The organism is Streptomyces hoynatensis, from assembly GCF_003626535.1.
Lineage (GTDB): Bacteria > Actinomycetota > Actinomycetes > Streptomycetales > Streptomycetaceae > Streptomyces > Streptomyces hoynatensis.
Genome location: NZ_RBAL01000020.1, coordinates 1 through 24630 on the forward strand (window position 1 = coordinate 1; position 24630 = coordinate 24630).

The window sequence follows — 24630 nt, forward strand, 5'->3', positions numbered from 1 at the left end:
TGTCCAAGCCGTGCTCGCGCTCGCCCGCCGACGGGTCAACGTCCTGTGGGCCCTCCTGCGTGACGGACGGTGCTACGAGCCCATACCGCCCGTCACGGCCGCCGCTTGACATCTCCATTAGGAATCGCTCTGAGGCGCGCCTGCCACTCGACATCCTCGGGCGTACCGGCGGGGGGATGCACGTGCACATCACCGTTCACGTACGTGTCGCCGAATCGGACATCTCCGTGGACAGCGCCGAACTGGCCGACCGGCCCGACGACGCTCCCACTCAACTCGTTCCGAACGGCCTGTTCGCTGCTTCCCTCGCGGTCAACCCCCACACGGCTCAAGGTAGCGCCCACCCCCTGCCCCTGGCACCCCCTCCTCACATACAGCGCCTCAGCAACGATGGCGTCCGTCTCGGTTTCCGTCTCATTCGCTCGTGTACGCGCACGTTCATTGGCGGTTGGGAGGCTCAGTGACCAGGGTTTTGGCCATCGACGAACCCCCTCGAACGGCTCGCCGGAGGGTCGAAAAGACCTCGAAAGCGAGTGTGGGGGCAACTCCACCGAGGGTTCACATCCCTCCGCTACCGCGTGAGCAGGACAGGCAAGAGGGCGGGTCCCACGGGACCCGCCCTCTTGCCGTGTGGGCGCTGCGGCCGCCGCGGGCGGGCCCGTTCGCGCCGGACGTGGGCCGCCACGGCAACGGGGCGTGGGCCGCCACGGCCCCGGGCGCGGGGCGGCGCGGGCGCGGGGCGGCGCGGGCGCGGGGCGGCGCGGGCGCGGGGCGGCGCGGGCGCGTTCAGGGCTCGAACTTGTAGCCGAGGCCGCGGAGGGTCACCAGGTAGCGGGGGGAGCTGGGGTCGGGCTCGATCTTCTCGCGCAGGCGCTTCACGTGGACGTCGAGGGTCTTGGTGTCCCCCACGTAGTCGGCGCCCCAGACGCGGTCGATCAGCTGGTCGCGGGTGAGCACGCGGCCCGCGTTGCGCATCAGGAGGGCGAGGAGGTCGAACTCGCGCAGGGGCAGCTCCACTCTGCGGCCCTGGACGGCGACCACGTGGCGCTCGATGTCCACGCGGACCGGGCCCGCCTCCAGGGTGGCCGCGTCCTCCTCCGCGCCCGCCCACTCGGCGCGGCGGCGCAGGACCGCCCTGATGCGCGCGATCAGCTCACGCGAGAAGAAGGGCTTGGTGACGTAGTCGTCGGCCCCGACCTCCAGGCCGACCACCTTGTCCACCTCGGTGTCCTTGGCGCTGACCACGATGATCGCCACGGGGGAGGAGGCGCGCAGCCTGCGGCAGACCTCGATCCCGGTGAGGTCGGGCAGCATGAGGTCGAGCAGGACCAGGTCCGCGCCGTTGCGCTCGAACTCGCGCAGGCCGTCCAGGCCCGTGGCCGCCGTGGCGACCTCGAAGCCCTCCTTGCGGAGCAGGTAGGCCAGCGCGTCGCTGAAGTGCTCCTCGTCGTCCACGACGAGGAGCCGGCTCACGAGCGGACTCCCTGATCTCCGCGCGGCTCTCCTCGCACTGCCCGACACTCCTTCGCCTCGGCGGTCACCGGCACCCTGCACAGTTCTTAGATGTCCGGTGGGGAGGCAGGTGTTGCAGCTGAGGCGGCAGGCTCCCCCAACCGGGTGAAAGGCGCTGCCACGGTCGTGGGTGCGGCCGTGCACCGGGCTGACGCCGGGCGGGGCCGCGTGGGGGACCTCGCCCGGCCGGGGTGCCGGGGCCCGCTCGTGGGTGGGCCGGGGGGACGCCGGGGCGGCGTGCCGTGGCGGCGCCCGCCTCGGCTTCGGCGTGGGCCGGGGTGGCGCCTGCGGGGGCGCTCGCGGGGGCGTGCGTGGTTCAATGACGGCGCGCGGAACCCCTGGCAGGGGAAAGAGCGCGCGGAGCGCGAGGAGGCGGAGCATGACGGTGGCGCGGGCGAGGAGGCTGGCCCTGTACGTGCTCGCGGTGTGCGTGCTCTACTCGATCATCACCTTTCCCGAGCGCTCGGGGGAGTTCGCCCAGGTGTGCTTCCGCGGCGTCTCGGAGGCGGCCGAGGGCGTGGGCGACCTGATCGCCGAGCCCCTCGGCTGAGGCCTTCCGGCCGAGCTCCCCGGCCGCGGTGCCCGGCCGAGCCGGGCAGCGGCAAGTCGGCGGCGGCAGCGTCGGCCGTCGGCGCCCTCGTTAACACGGAGTTGACCGGTACTTGCGCACCACGGATATGTCTTGTGATGCTATGACAGATTTTGGCTAGCTTTGGCGCTTAGCCGCGTTTCTTCCAGTGTCGGAGGGGTTGGTCGGCAGGTGGCGGTGAGGCAGTCCCGGGGCAGCAGGGCCCGCGCGCTGACGCACGCCATGTTCGAGGAACTCGGCCGGCTCACGCCGGGCACCCCGGAGCACGCCAGGCTCAGGGGGTCGCTGATCGAGGCCAACCTCCCGCTGGTGCACTACGCCGCCGTCCGCTTCCGCAGCCGCAACGAGCCGATGGAGGACATCGTCCAGGTCGGCACCATCGGCCTCATCCACGCCATCGACCGCTTCGACATGGACCGCGGCGTGCAGTTCACCACGTTCGCGCTGCCCACGATCGTGGGCGAGATCCGGCGGTACTTCCGCGACAGCGTGCGCACCGTGCACGTGCCGCGGCGGCTGCACGAGCTGTGGGCGCAGGTGTGCGCGGCGGCCGAGGACCTGACGGTGGCGCTGGAGCGGACGCCCACGGCGGCGGAGATCGCCGAGCGGCTGCGGGTCCCCGAGGAGGAGGTCCTCGCCAGCGTGGACGCCGGCCGGGCCTACCGGGTGTCCTCGCTGGACGCCGCCAGGGAACACGAGCAGGGCGCCCCGGGTCCGATCGACCGGCTCGGCTACGAGGACCCCGGGCTGGCCGGGGTGGAGCACCGGGCGCTCGTGCAGCACCTGCTGGTGCAGCTGCCCGAGCGCGAGCAGCGCATCCTGCTGATGCGCTACTACCGCAACCTGACGCAGTCCCAGATCAGCGCGGAGCTCGGGGTGTCCCAGATGCACGTCTCGCGGCTGCTGTCGCGGAGCTTCACCCGGCTGCGCTCCGCAAATCCGATCGAGAAGTAACCCCAAAGAGGGGCCCTCCCCGGGAACTTCCACATCAGCTCTGCCGTTTTATCGACATGAAGCTACATCGGGTTGATGACACGTGACATTCTGTTGGAACCGCGTTTGCCGGGGCCGCAGGTCCGGTATCCACGAGACGGCGCACTTGTGTCTCCGGGAACCCTCGGAGTCACGGGGCTTCGCCTGAGCCTCGCGGAGTCTCACCCGGAAGCGCGCCGCCGCGACCCGTCCACGACCTCAAGGGGGTGGCATGTCCGTAGAACTGGGCAGCTCCAAGGTGCTCACCACGACCGGCACGCCGCAGGAACCCGCGCAGCACGTACCCTCGTTGCCGCACAATCCGCCCGCGGAGACCGACAACCTCGACACCCGCACCCTGTCGCGTTCCCTCTTCCAGCGTCTGGCCACCCTCGAAGCGGACAGCCCGGAGCGGGGCTACGTGCGCGACACGCTGATCGAGCTCAACCTCCCGCTGGTCCGTTACGCCGCCGCCCGGTTCCGCAGCCGGAACGAGCCGATGGAGGACATCGTTCAGGTCGGCACCATCGGCCTGATCAAGGCCATCGACCGCTTCGACTGCGAACGCGGCGTGGAGTTCCCCACGTTCGCCATGCCGACGGTCGTGGGCGAGATCAAGCGCTTCTTCCGGGACACCTCCTGGTCGGTCCGGGTCCCGCGCCGGCTTCAGGAGCTCAGGCTGGCGCTGACCAAGGCCAGCGACGAGCTGTCCCAGCGCCTCGACCGCTCCCCGACCGTCACCGAACTCGCCGCGAATCTCGGGGTGTCGGAGGAGGAGGTCGTCGACGGCCTCGCCGTGGGCAACGCCTACACGGCGAGTTCGCTGGACTCGCCCTCGCCCGAGGAGGATGGCGGCGAGGGCTCGCTCGCCGACCGCCTGGGGTACGAGGACAGCGCCCTGGAGGGCGTGGAGTACCGCGAGTCCCTCAAGCCGCTGCTCGCGCGGCTGCCCGCGCGGGAGCGGCGCATCATCATGCTGCGCTTCTTCGGCAACATGACCCAGTCGCAGATCGGCGAGGAGGTCGGCATCTCGCAGATGCACGTCTCCCGGCTCCTGACGCGCACGCTCGCGCAGTTGCGCGAGGGCCTGACGGCGGAGGAGTGAGGAGGTCCGGACCGGCGGGGCAACGTCCGCCGGTCCGGGACGAGTTCGGTGCGGCCGTGGCGCCGCGCTCGGGCGTGCCTTCGGGAAGGCCGGGGCATCGGACCTGCCCGGCCGGCCCCGAGCGCGCCCTCCGGCGATCGCCCCGGGCTTCCGGGCGAACACGCCGGGCCACCGCGCGGGTTGCGGGCGGCCCGATCAGCTGAACGCCAGCCACGCCACCACGACGAGCACGGTGATCACCGCCGCGATGCCCAGGATCACGCCGATCCTCGGCCCGGTCGACGGCGCTGCGGCGGGCTGCCTCGCGGCCGTGTCCTCGTTGACGAAGGCGCGGAACATCTGGGTGCTTCCGGCCGGGTCGGGTTCCTGGGGACCCTGCGGGCCATGCGCATTGTGAGCCATGCCTGCCGACCCTAGCGAATGCCCCCGGCGCGCGGACAGTCCGGCCGTCACTCGGTCGCGTGGCCTTTGCCGGGCGGTTGCCGGTTCCGGAACCGCGGAGGGCCGTGACCGCCCTTGCCGCCGTCCCACTCCGGCGATATGTCGTGCCCATGACCATCCTGTCCCGTCTTCCGGCGCGGCGCCTGTGCGCCGCCGCGGCCGTACTCGCCTTCGCCGGGACGCTGTTGTCCTCCGGCGCCACGGCCGCCCCCGCCCCCACCCCGCGTTCCGCCGAGGCCGCCGCCACCCGCGGCGCGGCCGAACAGGCCGCCGCGGCCGTCCCCTTGGCCGTCACCTTCGAGGACACCTTCGACGGCCCTGCGGGCTCGGCGGTGAACTCCTCCCGCTGGCAACAAGAGACCGGCGACAACGTCAACAACCACGAGCGCCAGTACTACACGCCGGGCAACGCCAACGCGGCCCTCGACGGCCAGGGCCACCTGGTGATCACCGCACGCCGCGAGAACCCGGGCAACTACGCCTGCTGGTACGGCACCTGCCAGTACACCTCGGCCCGGATGAACACCGCGGGGCGCTTCACCGCCCAGTACGGGCACGTCGAGGCCAGGATGCGGGTGCCGCGGGGCCAGGGCATGTGGCCGGCCTTCTGGATGCTGGGCAACGACCTCGGCAGCGTGGGCTGGCCCGCCAGCGGCGAGATCGACGTCATGGAGAACATCGGCTCCGAGCCGGGCACCGTCCACGGCACGCTGCACGGCCCCGGCTACTCGGGCGGCGAGTCCATCGGAGCCGGTTACACCCTGCCGAACGGGCAGGCGTTCGCCGACGCGTTCCACACCTTCGCCGTGGACTGGGCGCCCGACTCGATCAGCTGGTCGGTGGACGGGCAGGTCTACGAGACCCGCACCCCCGCCGATCTGGGCGGCGACCCCTGGGTGTTCAACAAGCCCTTCTTCCTCATCCTGAACCTCGCGGTCGGCGGCTACTGGCCGGGCGACCCCGACGGCGGCACCGCCTTCCCGCAGCAACTCGTCGTCGACCACGTCCGCGTCAGCACGGCGGGCGGCACCCGCACCGGACCCATCACCGGCCTCGGCGGCAAGTGCGTGGACGTGGCGGGCGCGAACTCCGCGAACGGCACGCCCGTGCAGCTCTACGACTGCAACGGCACGGCCGCCCAGCAGTGGACCGTCGGCGCGGACGGCACGCTGCGCGCGCTCGGCAAGTGCCTCGACGTCGTCGACGGGGGCACGGCCGACGGCACCAGGGTCCAGCTGTGGGACTGCACCGGCGGCCCCAACCAGCAGTGGGCCCTCCCCGCGGCGCGGGACATCGTGAACCCACAGGCGAACAAGTGCCTCGACGTGACGGACAACAGCACGGCCAACGGCACCCCGCTGCAGCTGTGGACCTGCGCGGGCACCGCCAACCAGAAGTGGACCACGCCCTGAGACTCCCCCGGCCCCCGGCGCGCGGCCACGACCGCGCGCCGGGCTTGCGCCCGGCGCCGGCTCAGTAGACCGGCGCCTGGGCGCCCGCCGCGGAGGCGGCGTCCCCGCCCGGCGTCACCTGGAGCCGCAGCACCTGCACCCCGTCCAGGGTCCGCACCTCCAGCGTCCTGATGTCCGCCCGCCGCAGCGTCGTGCCGAACCGCAGCGTGGCGGTGTCGTCGGGCACCGCGTACCAGCTGGCGAGTTGCCGGGACTCGCCCTCCTCGTCGAGGGCGACCAGCACGTAGTCGCCGCCGCCGTCCCCCAGGTAGGCGCACTCCATCTGCACCTGGGTTCCCCAGTCGGTGTCGGTCAGGATGACGTTCGCCCGCGCGGGCGCCCCGCCCACCGGGCTCATCGCCGCGGCCACCGGCGGCTGTCCCTGTTGCCCCCCCGTGCCGCCCAGCAGGCTGGTCAGCACCAGCGCCAGGCAGGCGGCGAGCGCCACGGCGGTCGCGCAGACGGTGGCGAGCATCCGGCGGCGCCTGGCCCGGCCCACCCGGTCGAGCAGCCCGGCCAGCAGCTCGGGCGGCGGCTGTTCCGGCTCCACCGAGGCCAGCGCCTCGGGCGAGGCCTGGCTCAGCAGCCCCGGCAGCCCGGCCAGCTCCCCCACGGCCCGCGCGCAGTCCTCGCAGGAGCGCAGGTGCTCCTCGAAGGCCGCCCGGTCCTGCGGCGACAGTGCGCCGAGCACGTACGCGCCGTCCCACGTCGCAAACGGGTCCGCCCCCGCGTCCATAGGCCCGTTCATCGGGTCACGCCTTTCTCTTCAAGCACCAGGCGCAGCGCACGGAGTGCGTAGTGCGTCCTGGACTTGACCGTTCCCTCCGCCACCCCCAGGCGGCCGGCGGCCTCGGCCACCGAGAGTCCCTGGAAGTAGCAGAGCATGAGCACCTCACGGTGCCGGGCCGAAAGCTCGGCGAGCGCCTCGGCCACCAGCCAGCCCTGCACGGCCCGGTCGGTCTCGTCCGGCACCGGCAGGTCCGGCAGCTCGTCGGTGGTGATCTCGGCGCGCGAGGCGGCCGAACGCCAGCCGTCGATCACGATGCGCCTGGCCACGGTGAAGAGCCAGGCGCGCGCCGAGCGCGCGGACTGGTCGAGCACCGCCGGATTGCGCCAGGCGCGCAGCAGCGTCTCCTGGGCGACGTCCTCCGCCCTGGCCCGGTCGCCGTTCGTGAGATGCAGCGCGAAAGACCACAGCGCGGCCGCATGCTCGTCGTGCAGGGCACGCATGAGCTGGTCTTCCGCCGCCTCGCTCATACCCGCACGACCTCCCGCCGCTCCGCCCGGTACCGCAGCAGCAGCAGAACGGCCCCGAACGCCACGCAGGCGGCCTCCGTGACCACTCCCCACGTCTCCTCGTCGGTCCTGAACTGCTCCTTGACGTCGAAGAAGCCCACCGTGAGCGACATCACGTACGCGCCCAGGGTCGCCAGGCCGAAGCCGATCGAGGCGACCTCGGGCAGCCAGTGCCGCCGCCAGGCCAGCACGCCGAGCGCGATCACCGGCCCGGCCACCACGTTGACCAGGAACAGGGGGCCCACGACGTCCGTGTACCTGGCCCAGTCGCGCCACACCACCAGATGGACCCACGCGGACCCGAGCAGGCCGAACGCCACGAGCGCCCGCGCCGCCCAGCCGATCACGGCCATAGCGCACTCCTCCCACAACGGCCTTACGCCCAAGTCACGGGGCGCGGTGCCGTCCGGTTCAATCCGCCCGTGAACCGAAACCGCGGCAACCTCGTTTGCAGGGGTATGACAGCGAACTCACACACCCGACGCACCGTACTCGCCGCCTCCGCCGCCTCCGTCGGCGCACTGGCCCTGGCGGCCTGCGGCGAGGACTCGGGTGGCACCGACGGGAACGGGGGCGGCGAGCAGCCCGCCGCCGAGGACCCGGGCGGCGTCGTCGCCGCGCTGAGCGACGTGCCCGTGGGCGAGGCGACCGCCGCCACGACGCCCGGCGGGCAGGACGCGATGGTCTTCCGCCCCGACGAGACGACCGTCGTCGCCTTCAGCGCGATCTGCACCCACGCGGGCTGCACCGTGCAGCCCGACGGCGAGGAGCTGCACTGCCCCTGCCACAACTCGGTCTTCGACGCCGCCACCGGCGAGGTGCTCGACGGCCCGGCCCCCACGGCCCTGCCCGCCATCCCGGTGAAGATCGACGCGGATCGGATCGTCACGGAATAGCACGGCCGCGGGCCGCCGTTGCGGCAAGCCATGGGAAACTCACTGGCCGAGGAGATCGGCCGCATCGGCATCTGGAGCATTGCCCTCGCCTCCGGCGACCCCGGCCGCAGGCCCGAGATCGCCGAGGCCGCGGCGGAACTCGAAGCCCTCGGGTACGGCGCGGTGTGGCTGGGCGGCAGCCCGCCGGTGGACCGGGCCCTCCCGCTGCTCGAGGCCACCCGCAGGCTGCGGGTGGCCACCGGCATCCTCAACGTCTGGTCGCACGAGCCGGCGGAGGTCGCCGAAGGCTTCGCGGAGGCGAACGCGGCGCACGGCGACCGCTTCCTGCTCGGCCTCGGCGTGAGCCACAGCGCGAACGTGCCCCGGTACCGGCGTCCCCTGGAGGCGATGCGGGACTTCCTGACCGGCCTGGACGGCGCGGCGCGGCCGGTGCCGCCGGGGCGGCGGGTGCTTGCGGCGCTCGGCCCGAAGATGCTGCGGCTGTCCGCGGAACGGGCGGCCGGGGCGCACCCGTACCTGGTCACCGCGGAGCACGTTGCGGGGGCGCGCGTCGAGCTCGGGCGCGACGCGCTGCTCGCGCCGGAGCTCAAGGTGGTGCTCGACCCGGATCTCACGCGGGCGCGCGCCACCGCCAGGTCCTACCTGTCGTACTACCTGGAGCTGGAGAACTACACGCGCAACTTCCTGCGCCTCGGTTTCACCGAGGACGACTTCGCCGACGGCGGCAGCGACCGCCTGCTGAGCGAGGTCTTCGCCCTGGGGGACGTCCCCACGGTCAGGGCGAAGGTGGACGAGTTCCTCACCGCGGGCGCCGACCACGTGGCCCTCCAGGTGGTCACCGAGGACACCCGCAACGCCATCCCGCTCGACGCCTACCGCCGGCTCGCCGAGGCCCTCTCCCTCACGGCGGCCTGACCGGTCTCGCGGCGGCCCGCCCTGGCTCCGCGGCGGCCCGGCCCGTGCGCGGCCGGCGCCGCCCCGGGGCGGGCGGCGTAGGGTGACCGGATGCGCTGTGGGGAACTGCTCGGCTCCGGGCGCACCGCCGACGTCTACGCCCTCGGCCGCGGCCGGGTGCTGCGCCGGTACCGGAACGGGGCGGACGCCAGGCCGGAGGCGGAGCTGATGGCCCGCCTGGCGGCGCTTGGCTATCCGGTGCCTGCGGTGCACCCGGCCACGGCGGAAGGCATGACGTCCGCCGACCTCGTGCTGGAGCGGCTGACGGGCCCGACCATGCTGGAGGCGCTGCTCGCGGGCGAGGAGAGCCCCGAGCGGGCGGGGGCCGTGCTTGGCCGGCTGCTGAACCGCCTGCACGCGCTCCCCGGCCGGCACCTGCACCTCGATCTGCATCCGGGCAACGTGCTCCTCACCCCGCGCGGGCCCGTGGTGATCGACTGGGCCAACGCCGAGGTGGGCCCGGGCGGTCTGGACGACGCCATGTCCGCCGTGATACTCGCCGAGGTGGGCGTCGGCGAGGGGCCGTTCGCAGGCCCGGTTCGTGCGATTTTGTCCGCTTTGCTGGCCGCCGTGGCGGCCGTTCCCACGCGCGAGGAGCTCGACGAGGCGGTTGCACGGCGCGCCGCAAACCCCACGTTGAGTGAAGCAGAAGTGAACAATCTGGCGGCAGCCCTCGCTTTGGTACGTCGCAACCTCAAATTTCGCTCTGAGACGTGAGGTCAGACACTTCGTTCGGGGCGTCCTCGGGCATGGTGTTCCTGTGAAGCCGACCACGCGGCACCGAATCAACGTTCGGAGTCTGGCCATGACAGGCAACCCTCCTGCCCGCCACCGCGGAACGGCCCCGGTGCCCGAGATAGGCACCATGGCCCGCGACACCAGGACCGACAAGATCGGCCGGGTCATGGCCCACCTCTCCGGGCACATCTGGCTGCGCCCGCCGGGCGGCGGCCGCGAGTGGACCGCCCACCCCGACGACGTCACCCCGGTCACGGCGAGCGAGTCCCTGCGCCAGCGCGTGGCGGAGGCCAACGCCCGCGCACGCCACGGCTTCAACTAGCCACCCCTGGGCCTCGCCCGCCCCCGGTCTCGCCCGCCGCGCCGTCGGGGCAGCCGCCGGACCGGCCTCCGCGCCGCTGTCCCCCTGCCCTCCCCTCTCTCGACGTCCCTCCCCTTCCGTCGTCTCCGTTTCCGTCGTCTCCGTCGCGCTGCCGTCGTCCTCCCTCCCCGCTTCCCCTGTTCTCGCCCTCCGTCGCCTCCCACCCGGCGCGCGGTGCGCGAACGCCCGGGGGCCGGGCCGCGGGCGGGGGAATTGTCAGACCCCCCGCTTACGGTGGGCACATGAACGACTCCTCACCGAGGCACGCCGCTCCCCTGCTCGAAGTCGACCACCAGATCACCGGCGCCGGGCCGATCGCGGTCTACGGCCACGGCCTCTTCTCCAGCCGCGCGGTCGAACGGCGCCAGGGAGTCTTCGACTGGTCGCCGATCGTCTCGGCGGGCTTCAGCCTCGTCCGGTACGACGCCCGGGGACACGGCCGTTCGCCCGGCAGCCGGGACCCGGCGGACCACACCTTCGCGGCGCGCGGGGGGCACCTGCTGCGGCTGCTCGACCACCTCGGCGCCACGCGGCCGGTCCACGCGCTCGGCAGTTCGATGGGCTCGGCGGCGGTGCTCTGGGCGGCGGTGACCGCGCCCGAGCGCTTCGGCCGGCTGGTGCTCGTCATCCCGCCCACCGCCTGGGAGGCGCGGGCCGAAAGCGCCGCCACCTACCGGCAGTGGGCCGAGGAGACGGCCCGCGGGGGCGCGGGGGCCTGGGCCGCCGAGCAGGCCGCCGCGGACCCGCCCCCGGTGCTGGCCGAGGTCCCCGGCTACGCCCACCGGCCGGACGTCGCGGAGGACCTGCTGCCCGCGGTGCTGCGCGGCGCCGCGGCCTCCGACCTGCCGGCCCCCGAGGCGCTGCGCGCGCTGACCCACCCCACCCTGGTCCTGTGCTGGGAGAAGGACCCGGGCCACCCGGTCGCCACCGGCCACCGCCTGGCCGGCCTCCTGCCGAACGCCCGGCTGGAAGTGGCCGGCACCCTGCGGGAGATACGCACCTGGGGCGCGGCAGCCGCCGCCTTCCTGCGCGAGGAAGCCGCCTGAGCGAGGAGGTCCCCGACCGCGCCGGCGCCCCCGCCGCGGCGGATATCGGAACGGCCAACTCCCCCGCACCTCCACACGCCGTCAGCTAATGTGCACGGTCCGGCGCCGCCTGCCACCCGCCTCCAGAAGGACCGACCACCGTGCCACCCGCGTACTCCACGCCCGACCCCGGCCGCTTACGTCTCCGGTGGCGACGGGCAGGGGCGACCGTCGCCCTGCTGGCGCTGCTTCCGCCCCTGGGGCTCGTGCTGCTCTGGCGCGGCGGCTGGCCCCGCCGCGGGAAGGCGGCGGCCACCGCGCTCTCGATGCTGTGGGTGCTCGCCGCGTTCGCCGCGCTCCCCCTCGGCGGAGGCGGTGCCGCCTCCGCCGGCGATCCGGCGGCCGGGCCGGAGGGCGACGGGGGGCGCGCGGCGGCGGATCTCGCGGTGCCCGACCTCACCGGCCGGAGCCTGGCGGGGGCGCGGGACGCCGCCGTGGCCGCGCACTACGCCGCGACCTCGCACGACGCGAGCGACGGCAACGCGGGCCAGGGCATGGAGGGAGACTGGACGGTCTGCTTCCAGACTCCCGCCGCCGGCACGCGGGCCCCGGCCGGCACCGCGATCGACCTGGCCGTGGTGCGCGAGGGGCTGCCCTGCCCCGCGGCGGACGGCGCGGCGATCCCCTACCTGGAGGTGCCCGAGGTCCTCGGCCGGACCTTCGCCCGGGCGGCCGAGGCGCTGGAGGGCGTGGGCCTTGACCGGGTGGTCGCCGCGGGCGCCTACGCCGACGTCCCGCTGCCGGCCGCGTACGGGGACTGGATCGTGTGCTTCCAGGACCCCGAGCCGGGCACCGAGGTGCGCGATCCGCGGACCACGGCGCGTCTCTCCCTGGTCGGGCCAGGACTCGCCTGCCCCGCCGAGGAGTTCACCATGCTGCGCCCGGCCCCCGAGGACGAGGGGGCGCAGGAAGGCGCGCCCGGCGCCGGGGGCGGCTCGGGCGGGGACGAGGAGACCGCCGGAGGCTCCTCGGGAACGTGGGGCGCCTCCGGCGGGTCGCGCACCGGCTCGGGAGGTTCGGGCGGCGATTGGGCTTCCGGCGGCTCCTGGGGATCGGTGGACTCCGGCGGCCCCGGCGAGGGCGGCTCCTGGGGCTGGGACGGGTCCGGGGGCTCCTGGGGCGGGGAGGACGGCGGGGGCGAGGAGGGCGAGGTCTACTACCGGGACTGCGACGCCGTCCGCGCGGCCGGGCAGGCGCCGCTGCACTGGGGCGACCCCGGCTACCGCAGGGGCCTGGACCGCGACGGGGACGGCACCGCCTGCGAGTTCTGAGCCGCGCCGACGGCCTTCGTTCGCCCTCGCTTCGCCCCCACCCGCCTCGCTCACGGGTGCGCCCTGGGCGCGTCCGCTTCCCGGCACCCGCCTGCGCGCGCCCGCCGCCCGGCCGGCTCAGCTCCCGGACGCCTCCGCCGCGGTGAGCCGGAACCTCTCCCGCGCCACCTCCGCGTGCACCCGGGGCAGCCCCGCCTTGCGCAGGACCCGCGCTGAGGCGGGGTTGGCGGGGTCCACCTCGGCGTAAACGGCGCGCACGCCCGGCGCGTTCAGGGCGAAGGCAACCAGCGCGCGCACGGCCTCGGTGGCGTAGCCGCGTCCGCGCCGCGAGGGCACGACGCCGTACCCGAACTCGACCTCGCCCGCACGCGGCGGCCAGAACAGCCCGATCGAGCCGACCACGAGGCCGCTCGCCCGCTCCACGATCTGGCGGTGCCCGAACTCCCCCAGCCACTCGGAGTGTTCGGTGAGCAGGAGGGCGATCACCCGGTCGCCCTCGGCGGGGAAGTCCTCTGCCCAGTGCGGCAGCCTGCCCTCGCCGACGACGGCCGAGACCTCGGCCGCCGACCAGGGCCGGAGCAGCAGGCGTGCGGTGGGCAGTTCCCCGGCGCCCGGCGGGTCGGCGTGGAGGGGCCCGGCCGCGGCGGCGGCGCCGACGTCACGAGCCGGGCCCGAGGAGCCCGGGGAATCGAAGGACCCCGGGGAACGCGAGGGCCCGAAGGCTCCGGAGGAATCGGAGGAGCCGGAGGAAGCAGATGCATCGGAGGAATCGGAGCGATCGGAGAAAGACGAGTGGGACACACGGGACTCCTGGTCGTGGGGTGACGACCGGGCCGCCTGGCTCAGCTCACGCGACCCGGCCACGGGACATGGCGTTCGGGGCCGGGGCAGCCATATTCCTCACGTTCCTCTCGGTTCGTCCCGAATCTCCGCCGGACGCGCCCGTTGTTCCGGACGCCGGCGCCCCTGGCCTGGGGCAGCCCTCGCCTTGAGGCTCGGGGCGCAGGCCACGAGGGGTGCGCGCGGGCGCGCGCTCTCGCCGGACCCTACCCGAGGCCGCCGCGGACGGCCGAAGGGATTTCTGCCGCGCCTCCCCGCCGCCGGACCCCCGCCGCCGGACCCCGGCCGCGTTCGCCCCGCCGCCAAGCCCGGCCGCGTTCGCCCCGCCGCCGGCCCGCCGCGTCCTCGCCCGCGGCCGGTGCCCGTGGGGCCTCACCCTTCGGCGAGCCGGTCCATCAGCCGGGCCGCCAGCCGCAGGACCTCCCGTTCCGTCTCGTTCAGCACGGCCAGGGCCGAGGCCAGCCAGGCGTCGCGTTGCGCCATGTCGGCGGCGAACGCCTCGCGGCCCGCCGCCGTCAGGGCGAGCACGGACTGCCGCCGGTCGCCGGGGTCGGGCGCCCGGGTGATCAGCCCGTCCCGCTCCAGCTGGGCGAACACCCGGGTCAGGGACTGCGGCCGCTGGCGATCCGCCGCGGCCAGGTCTCCGGGCGTGCTGGGCCCGCGGGCATACAGGAGGCCGAGAATGCTGATCTTGTTCGTGCTCAGCGCCTCGGGCCTGCGCTCGGCGCGCAGCCGCCTGCCGAGCCGGCTGACCCCGCGCCGCAGCTCGGCCGCCGCGGCGGCGATCGACGGGGCGGGTTCCGGCGTCTCTCCACTGGCCATATCGTTACGCTATCGCTTACCGTTCTCTGGTGATCAAGGGCTGAAATCGGGGAAACAAGCAAGATGATGCGTAGGATATCGGGCCGGGCGGGCCGAGCCGCCAGGAACGGCCTGGCTCCGGTCGTGGCCGCGCTTCCCGCCGCCGGGACGACCGCCGTCGCGGTGCTGCTCGGCTTCTTCTCCGCCGTTCTCCTCGCCCGCGCCGCCGACCTCACCGACGGCGTGATCGTGCTGACCGTGGCCCTGGTCGTCTCCCTGGCACGGACGCAGCAGGGCGCCTCGCCGCGGCGGCGCCTGGCGGGCCTGGCGCTGCTGCCCGTGGTCTCCGTCGCCGCCTCGGGCCTGGGCCGGCTGCTCGCCGAACGCCCGGCCGCAGGCGGGGCCCTGTTCACCTGCTGCCTGGCCGCGGCCGTCTGGGCCCGCCGGTTCGGGCCCGCCGCGACCGCCGCGGGCACGCTCGCCACCCTGCCGTTGATCGCGCTGCTGATCACCCCGGTTCCCCTGGCGCCGCGGGGCGCGGGAACGCCGTGGGCCGCCGTCGCCGGGCTGCTCGCCTGCCTGTGCGTCACGCTCGTGCACCTTCCCGCCGAGGCAATCGGGCTGATCCCCCGGAGGCCCGCCGGGGCCGCGCACGCCCGGCGCGCGTCACCGCCCGCGCGCCGGAGCGGGCCACACGGCTCGCGCCGGATCGCGCCGAGCACCCGCATGGCCTGCCAGCTGGCGGTCGCCCTCGGGGCGGCCTTCCCCGTCGGGCGCCTCGCCTTCCCCGGCCACTGGACGTGGACCGTGCTGACCGCCTACCTCGTCTGCGGCGCCAACCGGGGCCGCGGCGACGCCCTGCACCGGGGCGCGCTGCGGGTGGCGGGAGCGGCGGCGGGCACGGCCGGCGCGACGCTGCTCACCGGCGCGTTCGCCCCGGGCGACGGCCGTTGCGTGGCGGTGATCCTCGCGGTGCTCGTCCTCGGGGCGTGGCTGCGGACGCTCAGCTACGCCTGCTGGGCGGCCTGCGTGACCGCGGTGCTCGCCCTGCTGTACGGCTACTACGGCGAGCCGGGCGCCGAACTGCTGGGAGAACGGCTGGCCGCGACGGGTGCCGGGGCGGTGCTCGCGGTCTCGGCCTGCTGGTTCGTGCTGCCGGTCAGGTCCGCGGACGTGGCGCGCCGCAGGTCGGCCGACGCCCTGCTCGCGCTGCGCGAACTCCTCGCCGCCGCCGGCGAGAACCCGGGCCGGCTGGCCGCGCCCGGCGCGCGCTGGGAGGAGGCGCTGGGGCGTTGCGCGGAACTCGCCACCCCGCTGCGCCTGCACCGGCGCCTGCGCCCCCACAGCGGCGCGGCGGCGGCGCACCCGGCCGATGTCCTGGACGCCCTCGCGGCCTGCGCCACCCCCGTGCGCGCCCTGCTGCGCCACTCCGCGACCCATCCCGCTCCGGCGGACGCCCCCGAGTTCCCCGGCCTGCTCGCCGCGCTCAGGACCGCGGCCGCATCCGCCCGCCGGGCCTACGCCTCCGTCCGGCAGGCCGCGGAGGGCTCCCCGGCGTAGCCACGGGCGCGCCCGCCCGGGCCGAGGCGCTCCGGGAAACCGAGGCGCTCCGGGAAACGACGGGGTTCCCGGCCCGGCCGGGGCCACGAGCCGGGCGGCGCCCCGGGGCGTGCGGCGGCGCGCTCGCGCGCGAGCGGCGCGCGCCGGCGCGGTCCCCCCTCACCCGAAGCCGCGGGCGTCCTGCTTCAGCGCGGTGTCCACCGTCAGCGCGGTGGCGACCACGAGGCTGAGCAGCGGGTCGGCGAGCCGCTGGTGGATCTGGAGGACGTAGTTGTCCGCCGTGGTGAACATGGTCTTCGCCAGGCCCTCCCAGGTCTTGGTGATCCTGGCGATCTCGTTGTTGGTGTGGTCGACGATCGCGAAGTTCCAGGCCCGCCAGTTCTCCGCCTTGATCGCGCCCACCTGCTGTCCGTTGACGGTGATCGCGAAGTCGATCTTGCCGATGACGTTCTGCTGGACGATCTCGCCCACCTGCTGTCCGTCCGGGCGGGCCACGATGACCCGGGACTTCATCAGCTTCGCCGGGCGGGTGAGGACCAGCTGCGGCTGCCCGTGGGCGTCGCGTATCTCCAGCTTGTGGGTCATGAACTGGTCGAGGCTGGTCAGGAAGCGCGCGGCCTTCTTGACCGCGCTCTGGCCGACCTGCACCACGGAGCCGAGGCTGTTCCCGTTCTGGTCGAAAACGCCGTACTCATTGGTGAGTTCGATCAGCTTCGCCTTCTGGTTCACCACCAGGATCGGCTCGGTGAAGAGCGTGCCGCCGCCCCCCGCGACCGGTGCCACGCCCGCCTGCTGGGCGACCTGCCGCTGGAGCCTGCCCTGCTGCCGCGGGTCGGGCTGGCCGGCCGCGGCCGGGTACTGCGGCTGCTGCGGCTGCTGCGGCGGGGCGGGCTGCCCCTGCTGGGTGTGCTGCGTCCATTGCGTTCCGTCCCACCAGCGCAACGTGTTCGGCGTGCCCTGGGGGTCCGCGTACCAGCCGGGGGCCGGCGTCGATTGTCCTGTCATGCCAGGAAGGCTAGCGGTCGCGCGTTCGAAGGTTGAGTGCCGACGTCCCAGGCGGCGTCTCCGCCCGACGCCCCGCGCGCCGACGCTCCTGCCCGACGCGCCGTGCGCCGGCGTACCCACCCGCGCGCCGAGGGTCAGCCGCGCCGGAGGCGCCGGATCGGTGCCGGGCGCGGCCGGGCCCGCTCCGGCGCATGCGAACCGCCACGCGCCGCCCACGCGGCCGGCTGCCCCTCCGCCGCCGCGCCGGGCTCCCCGCGCCGGTGGGCGGCCCAGGCGGCGGCCGCGTCGGCCAGCCCCCGCGCCCTGGTCTCGGGGCGTTCGAGTGCGGCGGCCCACCAGTAGCGGGCCTGGGCGGCGGCGAAGGCGTCGAGCGCCCGCCGCGGGGCCTTTGCCCAGGCGGGCACCCGCGCCGCCCAGCGCTCCGCGGCGGCGGGCCCGTGCCCGGCGAGCACCAGCCGCAGGACCCAGCACGCCGGGTCGATCCAGGCGGCGCCGCGGGTCGCCATGCCCCAGCCGACGAGGCGCGGGCCGTCCTCGCCGATCAGCACCTGCCCGGGGTGCCAGCCGGTGTGCAGCAACGCCTCGCCGTCCAGCAGCGCGGCATCCGCGCGGTCGTCCAGGTACGCGCCCCACCGGAGCCCGGCCACCGCCACCTCCGCGCCGGCGCACGCCAGCCGGCCCGCGCCGGTCAGCGCCTCGACGACCCGCGGCAGGTCGGGCGAGCCGGGCGCGTAATCGGCCGCGCGCCCCTCGACGTGCTCCCACCCGACCAGATCCCAGCCCTCCGCGGTCACCCGCCACCGCACCTCGGGCCCCAGCGCGCCGAGAAGGGGCCCGACCCCCGCCTCCCGCTCCAGCAGCCACGCGCTCTCGTGCTCCACGCGCGCCCCTTTGACGAAGACGCGCCCCCGCTCGGCGTCGAGCGCGGCACGAAACCACCCGTCGCCGCGGCCCGGCTTCATCCGCACCGCCCTGACCTGGCCCGTTCGCTCCCGCACGGCGTCCAGCACCGCATCGGGCAACGCCTCCCACCCCGGCCGCCCCGTGCCCCCCACGACCACCAGTCGCTTCCGCATGGCTCCTCTTCCCCCGTCTCCCGCACCGCTCCCGCCGACCCCTCAGCCCTATCGCACCCCACCCCACCACACCGCCCCGGGGCCCGCACCGCCAAACCGCCGAACGCCCGCCGCCGAGCCGCCCTCCGCCGCCCAGCCGCCCGGCCGCCCGACCCCCACCGCCGCCGAGCCGCCCGGCCGCCCCGTCCACCGGCCCGCCCCTCCACCGGCCCGGCGCCCACCGCCGGCCCGCGTCCCGTGCCGCACCGGCCCCCGTCCCCGCCCGCCCGGCCCGCCGTGCCTGCACATGCCGCGGCCCGGCAGTCTCGGTGACTGCCGGGCCGCGGCGACCTCGCGCCGATTGCCGGAAACCCCCGCCCGAAGGCGCCGGCCGGGAACCCGGTGCCGGGAAGCGCCGGTTGCCGGGGAACTCAGCCCGCGGCCTCCTCGGCCACCCGCTCGATGGCCTGGACGGCGAGGTCGGGCCGGTCGACGTAGATGTAGTGGCCGCTGTTCTCCGCGGTGCTCAGCTCGCTGTTCCCGGACACGGCCAGCCACTCCTGCTGGCCCTTGGTCCAGTCCTCCTCAAGGCCGGGCCCGTACTCGGGGACCTCGGCGAGGTACTGCTGCCCGTGCTGGACGACCTGCACCGGGATGTCGCCGGCGGACCGCACCTCGCCGTCGTTGAACACCAGCCGCTCCGGGTTCTCCCCCTGGTAGACCGCGAGGGTCTGGGCGCGCAGCTCGCCGGCAGGCCCGGTGACGGACTCGGGAATCCGCACCGTGAGGTCGGCGACGGCGCTGGGGGAGGTGGCGTCCATCAACACCAGGCCGCGGACCCGGTCCTGGTGGTCGGGCGCGTACCTGGCCGCTATCAGCCCGCCCATGGAGTGCCCGGCCAGCACGACCGGCTGGTCCCCGGCGACCTGGTCGAGCACCCCGGTGAGGGTCTCGCCGATGTCCTCGAGGTCCTGGAGACCCTCCGGCTGGTCGCTGGCCCCCGCGCCGAGCCGGTCGTAGGAGCAGACCCGGCCGTTCTCACTCAGCGTCTCCTGAAGCGCGGCCATCGTGGTCAGGTCGTCGCCCCCGCCGTGCAGCAGGACGACGACCGGCCGGTTCCCGGCCTGGGTGCCGGAGCAGGAGACGTTCACCGTGTGGTCCCCGACGGTGATCTGCCGGGTCCCGGTGAGCAGGTCCTCCCCGGACTCCGGCGCGGAGGAATCGGCCGAAGGCTCCGCATCCGAGTTCGCCTTCGAGTCCTCGCAGCCGACCAGACCCAGACCGGCCACGGCACAGCACAGCGCGACGGCGGCGGACGTCCCGATCTTCTTGCGGGTCATGACTTCCTCCAAAGAGACACGGTAAGGCGTGAAAGGGAATGCAACGTCGCGACCGAAACCGGCACCTCATCCCGATGGAAGGGGCAGTGGCCGGGTCAACCGCCGTGCTGGCCGCCGCGTTTGACGACGTGAAAGACACTAGAAGCGGCCCGGGCGGCGATCGATGGCCTCCGGTCCCCTCTTCTCAGGGGGGCTGGCTACACCCTCCACCCGCGCGCTTCAGGCACCCCGCCCGCGCGCGCCACACCCCGGAGACGCGACGCCCCGGCCCGCCGCCGGCACGTCCCGCTCCCGCAGGAGGCCGCCCTCCACGTCGTCCGCCTGCCGGCCTCGAAACCGGTGCGCGACAACCGCCGCCTCCACCACGCGCGAGGCGGGGACGGCGGGAGCGCCGCGGTACTCCGCTGCTGTACGACGCCAAAAAGCCCCGTTCCGATCTTGGAACGGGGCTCTGAGCTGCGCGCTCGGCAGGATTCGAACCTGCAACCTTCTGATCCGTAGTCAGATGCTCTATCCGTTAAGCTACGAGCGCCTGGCCCCGCCGAGGGGGCCGCTTTGCTGTGGAACACAGTACATGACCTCGGGCCGGGGGTGAAATCAGTTCCCCGCTGGGCGGCTGACCTGCGGAAATACGGAAAAGCCCCGGCGGGGGAGCCGGGGCCTTCTGGGTGATCTCGTCGAGCGGAGGCTCCGGGATTTGAACCCGGGATGGGGGGTAACCCCAAACCGCATTAGCAGTGCGGCGCCATAGACCAGACTAGGCGAAGCCTCCTTGCACGGCGGCGCGAGCACGTGAGAGTGAGCGCGACGTGCCAGCAAATCATGCCACAGCCCGAACGGCCGCAGCCAATCGGATTCCACCCTACGGGGGGCAGGTCGCCGCGTCGAGTTGCGCAACGGACCGGGCCGAGGAGCGTTAGCAGGGAGAGCACCCGCCTCACCTGTCCCCTTCGACTCCCGGCCCGTCCCCCACCCGTCCCGGGTTCGCGGGGGCTTCGTGCCCGCGGGCCCGTCCTTCCGACCCGACCGAACCCCATCATGGAGCACCGCATGCTGCGCAAGAGCCTCGTCGCCGCCTTCGTCCTCGCCGCCGCGTCCGCCGTCTCGGCCGCCCTGCCGCCCGCGGCCGCCGGCGCCCCGGCGGAGCGCGCCCCGGCGGAGCGCGCCCCGGCGGAGCGCGCCCCGGTGGGCGGTTCCCCGGCGGAGCGCGCCCCGGCCAACGACGCCAGGGACGGCGGGAGCGACGCCCGGGACGGCGACCCCGCCGAGGCCGGCACCCATCGCCTGACGATCACCGTCACCGGCGCGGGGGACGCGGACGGCACCTTCGTGCTGACCTGTTCCCCGGCCGGCGGCGACCACCCGCAGTCGCAGGCCGCCTGCGACACGCTGCGCGAGGCCGCCGAGCCGTTCGCGGCGCAGGACGAGGACGCGCTGTGCACCTATATGTACGGCGGCCCGGCCGAGGCGACGATCCGCGGCCTCTGGGCCGGCGAGCAGGTCGACGCGCACTACTCGCGCGCGAACGGCTGCGAGATCGCGCGCTGGGACGCACTGGTGCCGGCCCTCCCCGAGTTGGGCGGCCAGACGGCCTGAGCAGCGTCTTTGGCACGGACCGCCGCGCCCGTTGCGGCTGGCCGTAGACTCCCCCTGAAGACACGCACGGCGAACGTGCACCTGGGAACGTGGGTAGAGGGAGGAACCGACGTCGTGAGCAGCAGGCCAGCGAGAGGCGCTGCTCGCCTCGCCGCCATACTCGACGCACTGCCGGACGCGCTGCTGCTCGTCAACGGCAACGGCACCGTCGTCAACGCCAACTCCATCGCCGTGGAGACCCTGGAGGCTCCCGGCGCGCCTCTCATCGGGCGTGGACTCCTCGATATCGTGCCGGACTTCGACCCACGCAGGATTCCCGGGTCCATGCGCCGCCCGGAGGAGGACCCGAGCGCCAGGACCAAGCCCACCAGGATGGTGGCCCGGCGCACGGACGGCCGCGAGCTCCAGGTGGAGGTGACGAGCGCCGGGCTGAACGCGGGGCACGCGCCGTACGCCTCCGCCGTGGAGGCGGCGTTCGCCGACGACTACTCGGGCGAGGAGTTGCTCGTCCTCATCATCAGGGACCTGTCGGGCACCCTCGACACCGAGGCCGAACTGGTGCGCCAGCAGCGGCAGACGGAAATGATTCTGCGCGCCGCCTCCGAGGGCGTCGTGGGCGTGGACACGGCCGGCCGGATCGTGCTGGTGAACCCGGCCGCCGCCCAGATCCTCGGCCACCGGGCCAGCCAGCTCGGCGGCCAGGAACTCCACCCCCTGGTGCAGCACTCGCGCGCCGACGGCACCCCGCTGGCATACGAGGAGACCCCGCTGTGCGACACGCTCTCCTCCGGGCGCAAGCACCGGGTGCGCGGGCAGGTGCTGTGGACGAAGGACGGGCGCGCCGTGCCCGTCGACCTGACCACGGCCCCGGTTCGGGACGGTGACCAACTCGTCGGCGCGGTACTCGCGTTCACCGACCGCAGGGCCTTCGACTCCCTTGCCGCGCGGCACGCCCAGCTGCTCGCCGTGCTCCGCGAGGGACTGCGCGGCCCCCTCGAGCAGCTGCGCGCCGAGCTGTCCGCGCTGGCCGCCGACCCGGCCGGGCAGCTGTGGCCCGAGGCGAACCAGGTGCTGCACCACCTCGCCGCCGGCTACGCCCGGATGACCACCCTGGTCGACAACGTCCTCAGCTACCAGCGCCTCGACGAGGGCCACGAGAAGCTGTCGATGAAACGGGTCTCGCTCGACACGGTGGTCTCCGCCGGAGTCGAGGGGGCCACCGAGCTGATCGGGCCAGGGCGCGCGCAGTTCGCCGTGCACGCCCCGCCCATCGAGGCCGAGGTCGACCCCGACCGGCTCGCGCTGGCGCTGGCGCACCTCATCGCCGACGTCGCGGGGGTGGACGCCACCGGCCAGGCCGGCGGCGCGCCCGCGGGGGACTCGACGATCGTGGTGGCGGCGGCGCAGCGCGGCGACGTGGTGCGCGTCGAGGTGCACGGGCCCTACCCGGGCGGCGACCCGGTGCACGAGCCGATCGTGCGCGGGATCGTCAGGCAGCACAAGGGCGTGCTCCAGACGCACGAGGTCGGCGGGGTCTCCGCGTACGTGCTCGAAGTGCCGGTCTCCGCGGGCGGGGTGGCGCCCCCCGCCGCGCCGGCCAAGGACGCGAGCGGCGACACGACGGTGATGCCGGTGCCTGCCCAGCCCGCCCGCGGCACGGCCGCCGGGGCCGCCCCGCGGAGGGCGGCGGCGGCGATCGAGGCGGCGCCGCAGTCGACGCCGACCGGGCGCAGGCGGCGGCAGGCCGCCGGGGAAGGGCCGGCCGTCGAACAGCCGCAGGTGGTGCCCGTCGAGGACACGGGCGGCGGCGGGCGCAGGCGCAGGGCGGCGGCGCCGGTCGAGCGGCCGGAGGCGCAGGCGGCGGAGGCGCCCGCGCAGCCCACGGGCCGCCGCAGGCGGGCGAAGCCGCAGGCGGCCGAGCCGAGTCCGGAGGGCGACCCCGCGGCCTCGCCCCAGGCCGCCGGGCCCCAGCCGCAGGCCGCCGGCCCGCAGCCGCAGGTGATCGGCCCGCAGCCACAGGCCGCCGGGCCCCAGCCGCAGGTGATCGGCCCGCAGCCACAGGCCGCCGGGCCCCAGCCACAGGTCATCGGGCCGCAACCGCAGGTCGCCGGGCCGCAGCCGCAGGGGCAGAACGGGCCCGCTGCCGCGCTCGGGCCCGTGCCGCCCACCGGAACGCAGGGGACGACTCCCGGGCAGGTGCCGCAAGGGCCGCAGGCGCCGCAGGGTCCGCCCGGGCTTCAGCCGGCCCTCGGGCAGCCCGGCGTGCCGGCGCCAGGACAGCCGGGCCTCGCCGTGCCGGGGCACCCAGGGATGCCGGGACAACCCGGGGTACCGGGACAAGCCGGGGTTCCCGGGGCGCCGGGGCAGCCCGGCCTGCCCGGCCCGGGGCAGCCCGGCGCGCCGGGGCCGCAGCAGCCGCAGGCCCAGGCCCAGGAGGGGGCCGGGGACGAGCCGCAGGCGGTGGAGCACTCGGTCGTCGCGGCCAGCCCGATCCTGGACGGCAGCGTGCCGCCGCCGACTTCCGCCGCCCGCCCGCACGCGCGGGCGCTGCCCATGCCGGGCAGCGAGCGGGCCAGGTCGGAGCGTTCCCTGCCGGGGGTGAGCGTGCAGACCCTGGGCCAGGGCGTGCCGGTCGCCCAGCTACCGGAACGGCGCGCGGTCGCGGGGGCGTTGCCCGCGGCGCCCGCGCCGGTGCCCGCGCCCTCGCCCACGCGCCGGCGCAAGCTGGCCACCCCGCCCGCCGAGGACCCGCGCCCCGCGCCGCAACAGGCGCCCCAGCAGGCCCCCGCGCCGCACAACTCCCAGGGCCGCGGGAGGCAGTTCGCCATCAGCGCCCCCGCGGCGGGCGCCGCCGAGGGGCCGGAGCCGCTCGACGGGCCGGGCGGTGCCGTCGAGGTCACCGAGAGGGCCGGGCCGCAGCAGAGCCCGGCGCCCGCGGACGACGAGCTGCCCCCGGAGCCGCTGGACAACCCGCGCCGCCTGCTGGTGTGGCCCGAGCCCGACGTCTCGACGCAGCAGGCGCTGACCGACCGCGGCTACCGGCCGGTGATCGTGCACTCGCGCGAGGAGGTGGACGCGCAGATCGCGGCGTACCCGGCGGCGCTGTTCGTCGACCCGCTGACCGGACCCATCACCAGGACTGCGCTCCAGTCGCTGCGCAAGGCGGCGGTGGCGGCCGAGGTGCCGGTGCTGGTGACGGCCGGTCTCGGGCAGGCCAGCCGGGAGGCGGCCTACGGGGCCGACCCGGCGGTGCTGCTGAAGGCCCTCGCCCCGCGCGACAGCGAGCAGCACCCGCCGCGGGTGCTGCTGGTGGAGGAGCAGCGGGCCATCGCGGACGCGCTGCGCACCTCGCTGGAGCGGCGCGGGATGCAGGCGGCGCACGCCGCCTCGGACGCCGAGGCGATGGAGGTCGCCGCCCAGCTGCGGCCGAACCTGGTCGTCATGGACCTGAACCAGGTCAAGCGCCGCCGGGCGGGCATCATCGACTGGCTGCGGGTCAACGGCCTGCTCAACCGCACCCCCTTCGTCGTCTACACCGCCGCCGAACTCGACCCGGCCCAGCTGCCGTTGCTCGCCTCGGGGGAGACGGTGCTCTTCCTCGCGGAGCGCTCCACGAACCCCGAGGTGCAGGCGCGGATCGTGGACCTCCTGACCCGGATCGGGGCCAGGTAGCCGCGGGCCGCCGACGAGCCACGGGCGAGTGTGCGGGAGCGCGTGCGGGAGGTGCGGGTCGTGCCGGGGTGCGCGGAGACGGCGCCGTGC

Annotated in this window: 23 protein-coding genes and 2 tRNA genes; 13 read left to right on the forward strand and 12 right to left on the reverse strand. The window is 75.1% G+C overall.

Annotated features, from left to right (window positions below; all coding sequences use genetic code 11):
• Positions 1 to 786: 786 nt before the first annotated feature.
• The gene (locus D7294_RS25590; RefSeq protein WP_120683817.1) at positions 787 to 1473 is read right to left on the reverse strand and encodes a response regulator transcription factor; all 687 of its coding nucleotides are present in this window, start codon (positions 1471 to 1473) and stop codon (positions 787 to 789) included.
• 418 nt (positions 1474 to 1891) lie between these two features.
• On the opposite strand from D7294_RS25590, the gene D7294_RS32075 reads away from it, so the two are divergent.
• The 3 genes from D7294_RS32075 (at position 1892) to D7294_RS25600 (ending at position 4178) form a co-directional block, all read left to right on the forward strand.
• Positions 1892 to 2062 carry a hypothetical protein gene (locus D7294_RS32075; protein ID WP_158674693.1) on the forward strand — a complete coding sequence of 57 codons (171 nt, stop codon included), beginning with the start codon at positions 1892 to 1894 and terminating at the stop codon, positions 2060 to 2062.
• A 210-nt stretch (positions 2063 to 2272) separates the two neighbouring features.
• Complete coding sequence (locus tag D7294_RS25595) at positions 2273 to 3055, forward strand: RNA polymerase sigma factor SigF (RefSeq protein ID WP_422070741.1); 783 nt, start codon at positions 2273 to 2275, stop codon at positions 3053 to 3055.
• Positions 3056 to 3305: 250 nt separating this feature from the next.
• Entirely contained in the window at positions 3306 to 4178 is an 873-nt protein-coding gene (locus D7294_RS25600; protein WP_120683819.1) for an RNA polymerase sigma factor SigF, read from the forward strand.
• 195 nt (positions 4179 to 4373) lie between these two features.
• Here the strand turns inward: D7294_RS25600 and D7294_RS25605 are convergent, their stop codons facing one another.
• Positions 4374 to 4580: a hypothetical protein gene (locus D7294_RS25605; protein ID WP_120683821.1), complete on the reverse strand. Its 207-nt coding sequence runs from the start codon at positions 4578 to 4580 to the stop codon at positions 4374 to 4376.
• A 149-nt stretch (positions 4581 to 4729) separates the two neighbouring features.
• Between D7294_RS25605 and D7294_RS25610 the strand changes: the two genes are divergently transcribed.
• Complete coding sequence (locus D7294_RS25610) at positions 4730 to 6031, forward strand: glycoside hydrolase family 16 protein (protein ID WP_174248443.1); 1302 nt, start codon at positions 4730 to 4732, stop codon at positions 6029 to 6031.
• A 61-nt stretch (positions 6032 to 6092) separates the two neighbouring features.
• Here the strand turns inward: D7294_RS25610 and D7294_RS25615 are convergent, their stop codons facing one another.
• Genes D7294_RS25615 through D7294_RS25625 form a run of 3 tightly spaced genes read right to left on the reverse strand, consistent with a single transcriptional unit; the run spans position 6093 to position 7719 of the window.
• The gene (locus D7294_RS25615) at positions 6093 to 6818 is read right to left on the reverse strand and encodes a zf-HC2 domain-containing protein (protein ID WP_120683823.1); all 726 of its coding nucleotides are present in this window, start codon (positions 6816 to 6818) and stop codon (positions 6093 to 6095) included.
• On the reverse strand, positions 6815 to 7327 hold the full coding sequence (locus D7294_RS25620; protein ID WP_120683825.1) for a sigma-70 family RNA polymerase sigma factor: 513 nt from the start codon (positions 7325 to 7327) through the stop codon (positions 6815 to 6817). The genes D7294_RS25615 and D7294_RS25620 overlap by 4 nt, the downstream gene beginning before the upstream one ends.
• On the reverse strand, positions 7324 to 7719 hold the full coding sequence (locus D7294_RS25625) for a hypothetical protein (RefSeq protein WP_206619568.1): 396 nt from the start codon (positions 7717 to 7719) through the stop codon (positions 7324 to 7326). Before D7294_RS25625 ends, D7294_RS25620 begins: the two co-directional genes overlap by 4 nt.
• Before the next feature lie 105 nt (positions 7720 to 7824).
• On the opposite strand from D7294_RS25625, the gene D7294_RS25630 reads away from it, so the two are divergent.
• The 6 genes from D7294_RS25630 to D7294_RS25655 all read left to right on the forward strand — a co-directional run bounded on the left by D7294_RS25630 (position 7825) and on the right by D7294_RS25655 (position 12671).
• On the forward strand, positions 7825 to 8262 hold the full coding sequence (locus D7294_RS25630) for a QcrA and Rieske domain-containing protein (protein WP_120683827.1): 438 nt from the start codon (positions 7825 to 7827) through the stop codon (positions 8260 to 8262).
• A gap of 30 nt (positions 8263 to 8292) precedes the next feature.
• Positions 8293 to 9177, forward strand: coding sequence for an LLM class F420-dependent oxidoreductase (locus D7294_RS25635; protein ID WP_120683829.1), 885 nt, complete (start codon positions 8293 to 8295; stop codon positions 9175 to 9177).
• Positions 9178 to 9267: 90 nt separating this feature from the next.
• Positions 9268 to 9933 (forward strand): phosphotransferase, encoded by a 666-nt coding sequence (locus tag D7294_RS25640; RefSeq protein ID WP_120683831.1) that lies wholly within the window; start codon positions 9268 to 9270, stop codon positions 9931 to 9933.
• Between the two features lie 88 nt (positions 9934 to 10021).
• Entirely contained in the window at positions 10022 to 10276 is a 255-nt protein-coding gene (locus D7294_RS25645; RefSeq protein WP_241562618.1) for a hypothetical protein, read from the forward strand.
• A 281-nt stretch (positions 10277 to 10557) separates the two neighbouring features.
• Positions 10558 to 11361, forward strand: a complete 804-nt coding sequence (locus D7294_RS25650) for an alpha/beta fold hydrolase (RefSeq protein WP_120683833.1) — start codon at positions 10558 to 10560, stop codon at positions 11359 to 11361.
• Between the two features lie 140 nt (positions 11362 to 11501).
• On the forward strand, positions 11502 to 12671 hold the full coding sequence (locus D7294_RS25655; protein WP_147450909.1) for an excalibur calcium-binding domain-containing protein: 1170 nt from the start codon (positions 11502 to 11504) through the stop codon (positions 12669 to 12671).
• 117 nt (positions 12672 to 12788) lie between these two features.
• Here the strand turns inward: D7294_RS25655 and D7294_RS25660 are convergent, their stop codons facing one another.
• Both D7294_RS25660 and D7294_RS25670 read right to left on the reverse strand, forming a co-directional pair.
• Positions 12789 to 13472 (reverse strand): GNAT family N-acetyltransferase, encoded by a 684-nt coding sequence (locus tag D7294_RS25660; protein WP_338325696.1) that lies wholly within the window; start codon positions 13470 to 13472, stop codon positions 12789 to 12791.
• Between the two features lie 411 nt (positions 13473 to 13883).
• On the reverse strand, positions 13884 to 14333 hold the full coding sequence (locus D7294_RS25670; RefSeq protein ID WP_120683837.1) for a MarR family winged helix-turn-helix transcriptional regulator: 450 nt from the start codon (positions 14331 to 14333) through the stop codon (positions 13884 to 13886).
• A 63-nt stretch (positions 14334 to 14396) separates the two neighbouring features.
• Here D7294_RS25670 and D7294_RS25675 point away from each other — a divergent pair, with 63 nt between their 5' ends.
• Positions 14397 to 15872 carry an FUSC family protein gene (locus D7294_RS25675; RefSeq protein WP_147450910.1) on the forward strand — a complete coding sequence of 492 codons (1476 nt, stop codon included), beginning with the start codon at positions 14397 to 14399 and terminating at the stop codon, positions 15870 to 15872.
• 159 nt (positions 15873 to 16031) lie between these two features.
• Here the strand turns inward: D7294_RS25675 and D7294_RS25680 are convergent, their stop codons facing one another.
• The 5 genes from D7294_RS25680 to D7294_RS25700 form a co-directional block, all read right to left on the reverse strand.
• On the reverse strand, positions 16032 to 16877 hold the full coding sequence (locus D7294_RS25680) for an LURP-one-related family protein (RefSeq protein WP_120683841.1): 846 nt from the start codon (positions 16875 to 16877) through the stop codon (positions 16032 to 16034).
• 134 nt (positions 16878 to 17011) lie between these two features.
• Positions 17012 to 17953, reverse strand: a complete 942-nt coding sequence (locus tag D7294_RS25685) for an aminoglycoside phosphotransferase (protein WP_120683843.1) — start codon at positions 17951 to 17953, stop codon at positions 17012 to 17014.
• Between the two features lie 410 nt (positions 17954 to 18363).
• Positions 18364 to 19272 carry an alpha/beta fold hydrolase gene (locus tag D7294_RS25690; protein ID WP_120683845.1) on the reverse strand — a complete coding sequence of 303 codons (909 nt, stop codon included), beginning with the start codon at positions 19270 to 19272 and terminating at the stop codon, positions 18364 to 18366.
• Positions 19273 to 19731: 459 nt separating this feature from the next.
• Positions 19732 to 19804: transfer RNA gene (locus D7294_RS25695), tRNA-Arg, on the reverse strand.
• Between the two features lie 150 nt (positions 19805 to 19954).
• Positions 19955 to 20044, reverse strand: a tRNA-Ser gene (locus D7294_RS25700).
• Between the two features lie 278 nt (positions 20045 to 20322).
• On the opposite strand from D7294_RS25700, the gene D7294_RS25705 reads away from it, so the two are divergent.
• Complete coding sequence (locus D7294_RS25705; protein ID WP_120683847.1) at positions 20323 to 20868, forward strand: SSI family serine proteinase inhibitor; 546 nt, start codon at positions 20323 to 20325, stop codon at positions 20866 to 20868.
• Positions 20869 to 20982: 114 nt separating this feature from the next.
• Positions 20983 to 24540: a PAS domain-containing protein gene (locus D7294_RS25710; RefSeq protein ID WP_120683849.1), complete on the forward strand. Its 3558-nt coding sequence runs from the start codon at positions 20983 to 20985 to the stop codon at positions 24538 to 24540.
• Positions 24541 to 24630 lie beyond the last annotated feature (90 nt).

Bases quoted from the DNA above. Each gene is read 5' to 3' on its own strand.
- D7294_RS25645 (WP_241562618.1), top strand. From the start codon at position 10,022: ATGACAGGCAACCCTCCTGCCCGCCACCGCGGAACGGCCCCGGTGCCC.
- D7294_RS25615 (WP_120683823.1), bottom strand. From the start codon at position 6,818: ATGAACGGGCCTATGGACGCGGGGGCGGACCCGTTTGCGACGTGGGAC.
- D7294_RS25605 (WP_120683821.1), bottom strand. From the start codon at position 4,580: ATGGCTCACAATGCGCATGGCCCGCAGGGTCCCCAGGAACCCGACCCG.
- D7294_RS25650 (WP_120683833.1), top strand. From the start codon at position 10,558: ATGAACGACTCCTCACCGAGGCACGCCGCTCCCCTGCTCGAAGTCGAC.
- D7294_RS25635 (WP_120683829.1), top strand. From the start codon at position 8,293: ATGGGAAACTCACTGGCCGAGGAGATCGGCCGCATCGGCATCTGGAGC.
- D7294_RS25620 (WP_120683825.1), bottom strand. From the start codon at position 7,327: ATGAGCGAGGCGGCGGAAGACCAGCTCATGCGTGCCCTGCACGACGAG.
- D7294_RS25600 (WP_120683819.1), top strand. From the start codon at position 3,306: ATGTCCGTAGAACTGGGCAGCTCCAAGGTGCTCACCACGACCGGCACG.
- D7294_RS25640 (WP_120683831.1), top strand. From the start codon at position 9,268: ATGCGCTGTGGGGAACTGCTCGGCTCCGGGCGCACCGCCGACGTCTAC.
- D7294_RS25610 (WP_174248443.1), top strand. From the start codon at position 4,730: ATGACCATCCTGTCCCGTCTTCCGGCGCGGCGCCTGTGCGCCGCCGCG.
- D7294_RS32075 (WP_158674693.1), top strand. From the start codon at position 1,892: ATGACGGTGGCGCGGGCGAGGAGGCTGGCCCTGTACGTGCTCGCGGTG.
- D7294_RS25670 (WP_120683837.1), bottom strand. From the start codon at position 14,333: ATGGCCAGTGGAGAGACGCCGGAACCCGCCCCGTCGATCGCCGCCGCG.
- D7294_RS25630 (WP_120683827.1), top strand. From the start codon at position 7,825: ATGACAGCGAACTCACACACCCGACGCACCGTACTCGCCGCCTCCGCC.
- D7294_RS25690 (WP_120683845.1), bottom strand. From the start codon at position 19,272: ATGACCCGCAAGAAGATCGGGACGTCCGCCGCCGTCGCGCTGTGCTGT.
- D7294_RS25625 (WP_206619568.1), bottom strand. From the start codon at position 7,719: ATGGCCGTGATCGGCTGGGCGGCGCGGGCGCTCGTGGCGTTCGGCCTG.
- D7294_RS25675 (WP_147450910.1), top strand. From the start codon at position 14,397: ATGATGCGTAGGATATCGGGCCGGGCGGGCCGAGCCGCCAGGAACGGC.
- D7294_RS25685 (WP_120683843.1), bottom strand. From the start codon at position 17,953: ATGCGGAAGCGACTGGTGGTCGTGGGGGGCACGGGGCGGCCGGGGTGG.
- D7294_RS25680 (WP_120683841.1), bottom strand. From the start codon at position 16,877: ATGACAGGACAATCGACGCCGGCCCCCGGCTGGTACGCGGACCCCCAG.
- D7294_RS25705 (WP_120683847.1), top strand. From the start codon at position 20,323: ATGCTGCGCAAGAGCCTCGTCGCCGCCTTCGTCCTCGCCGCCGCGTCC.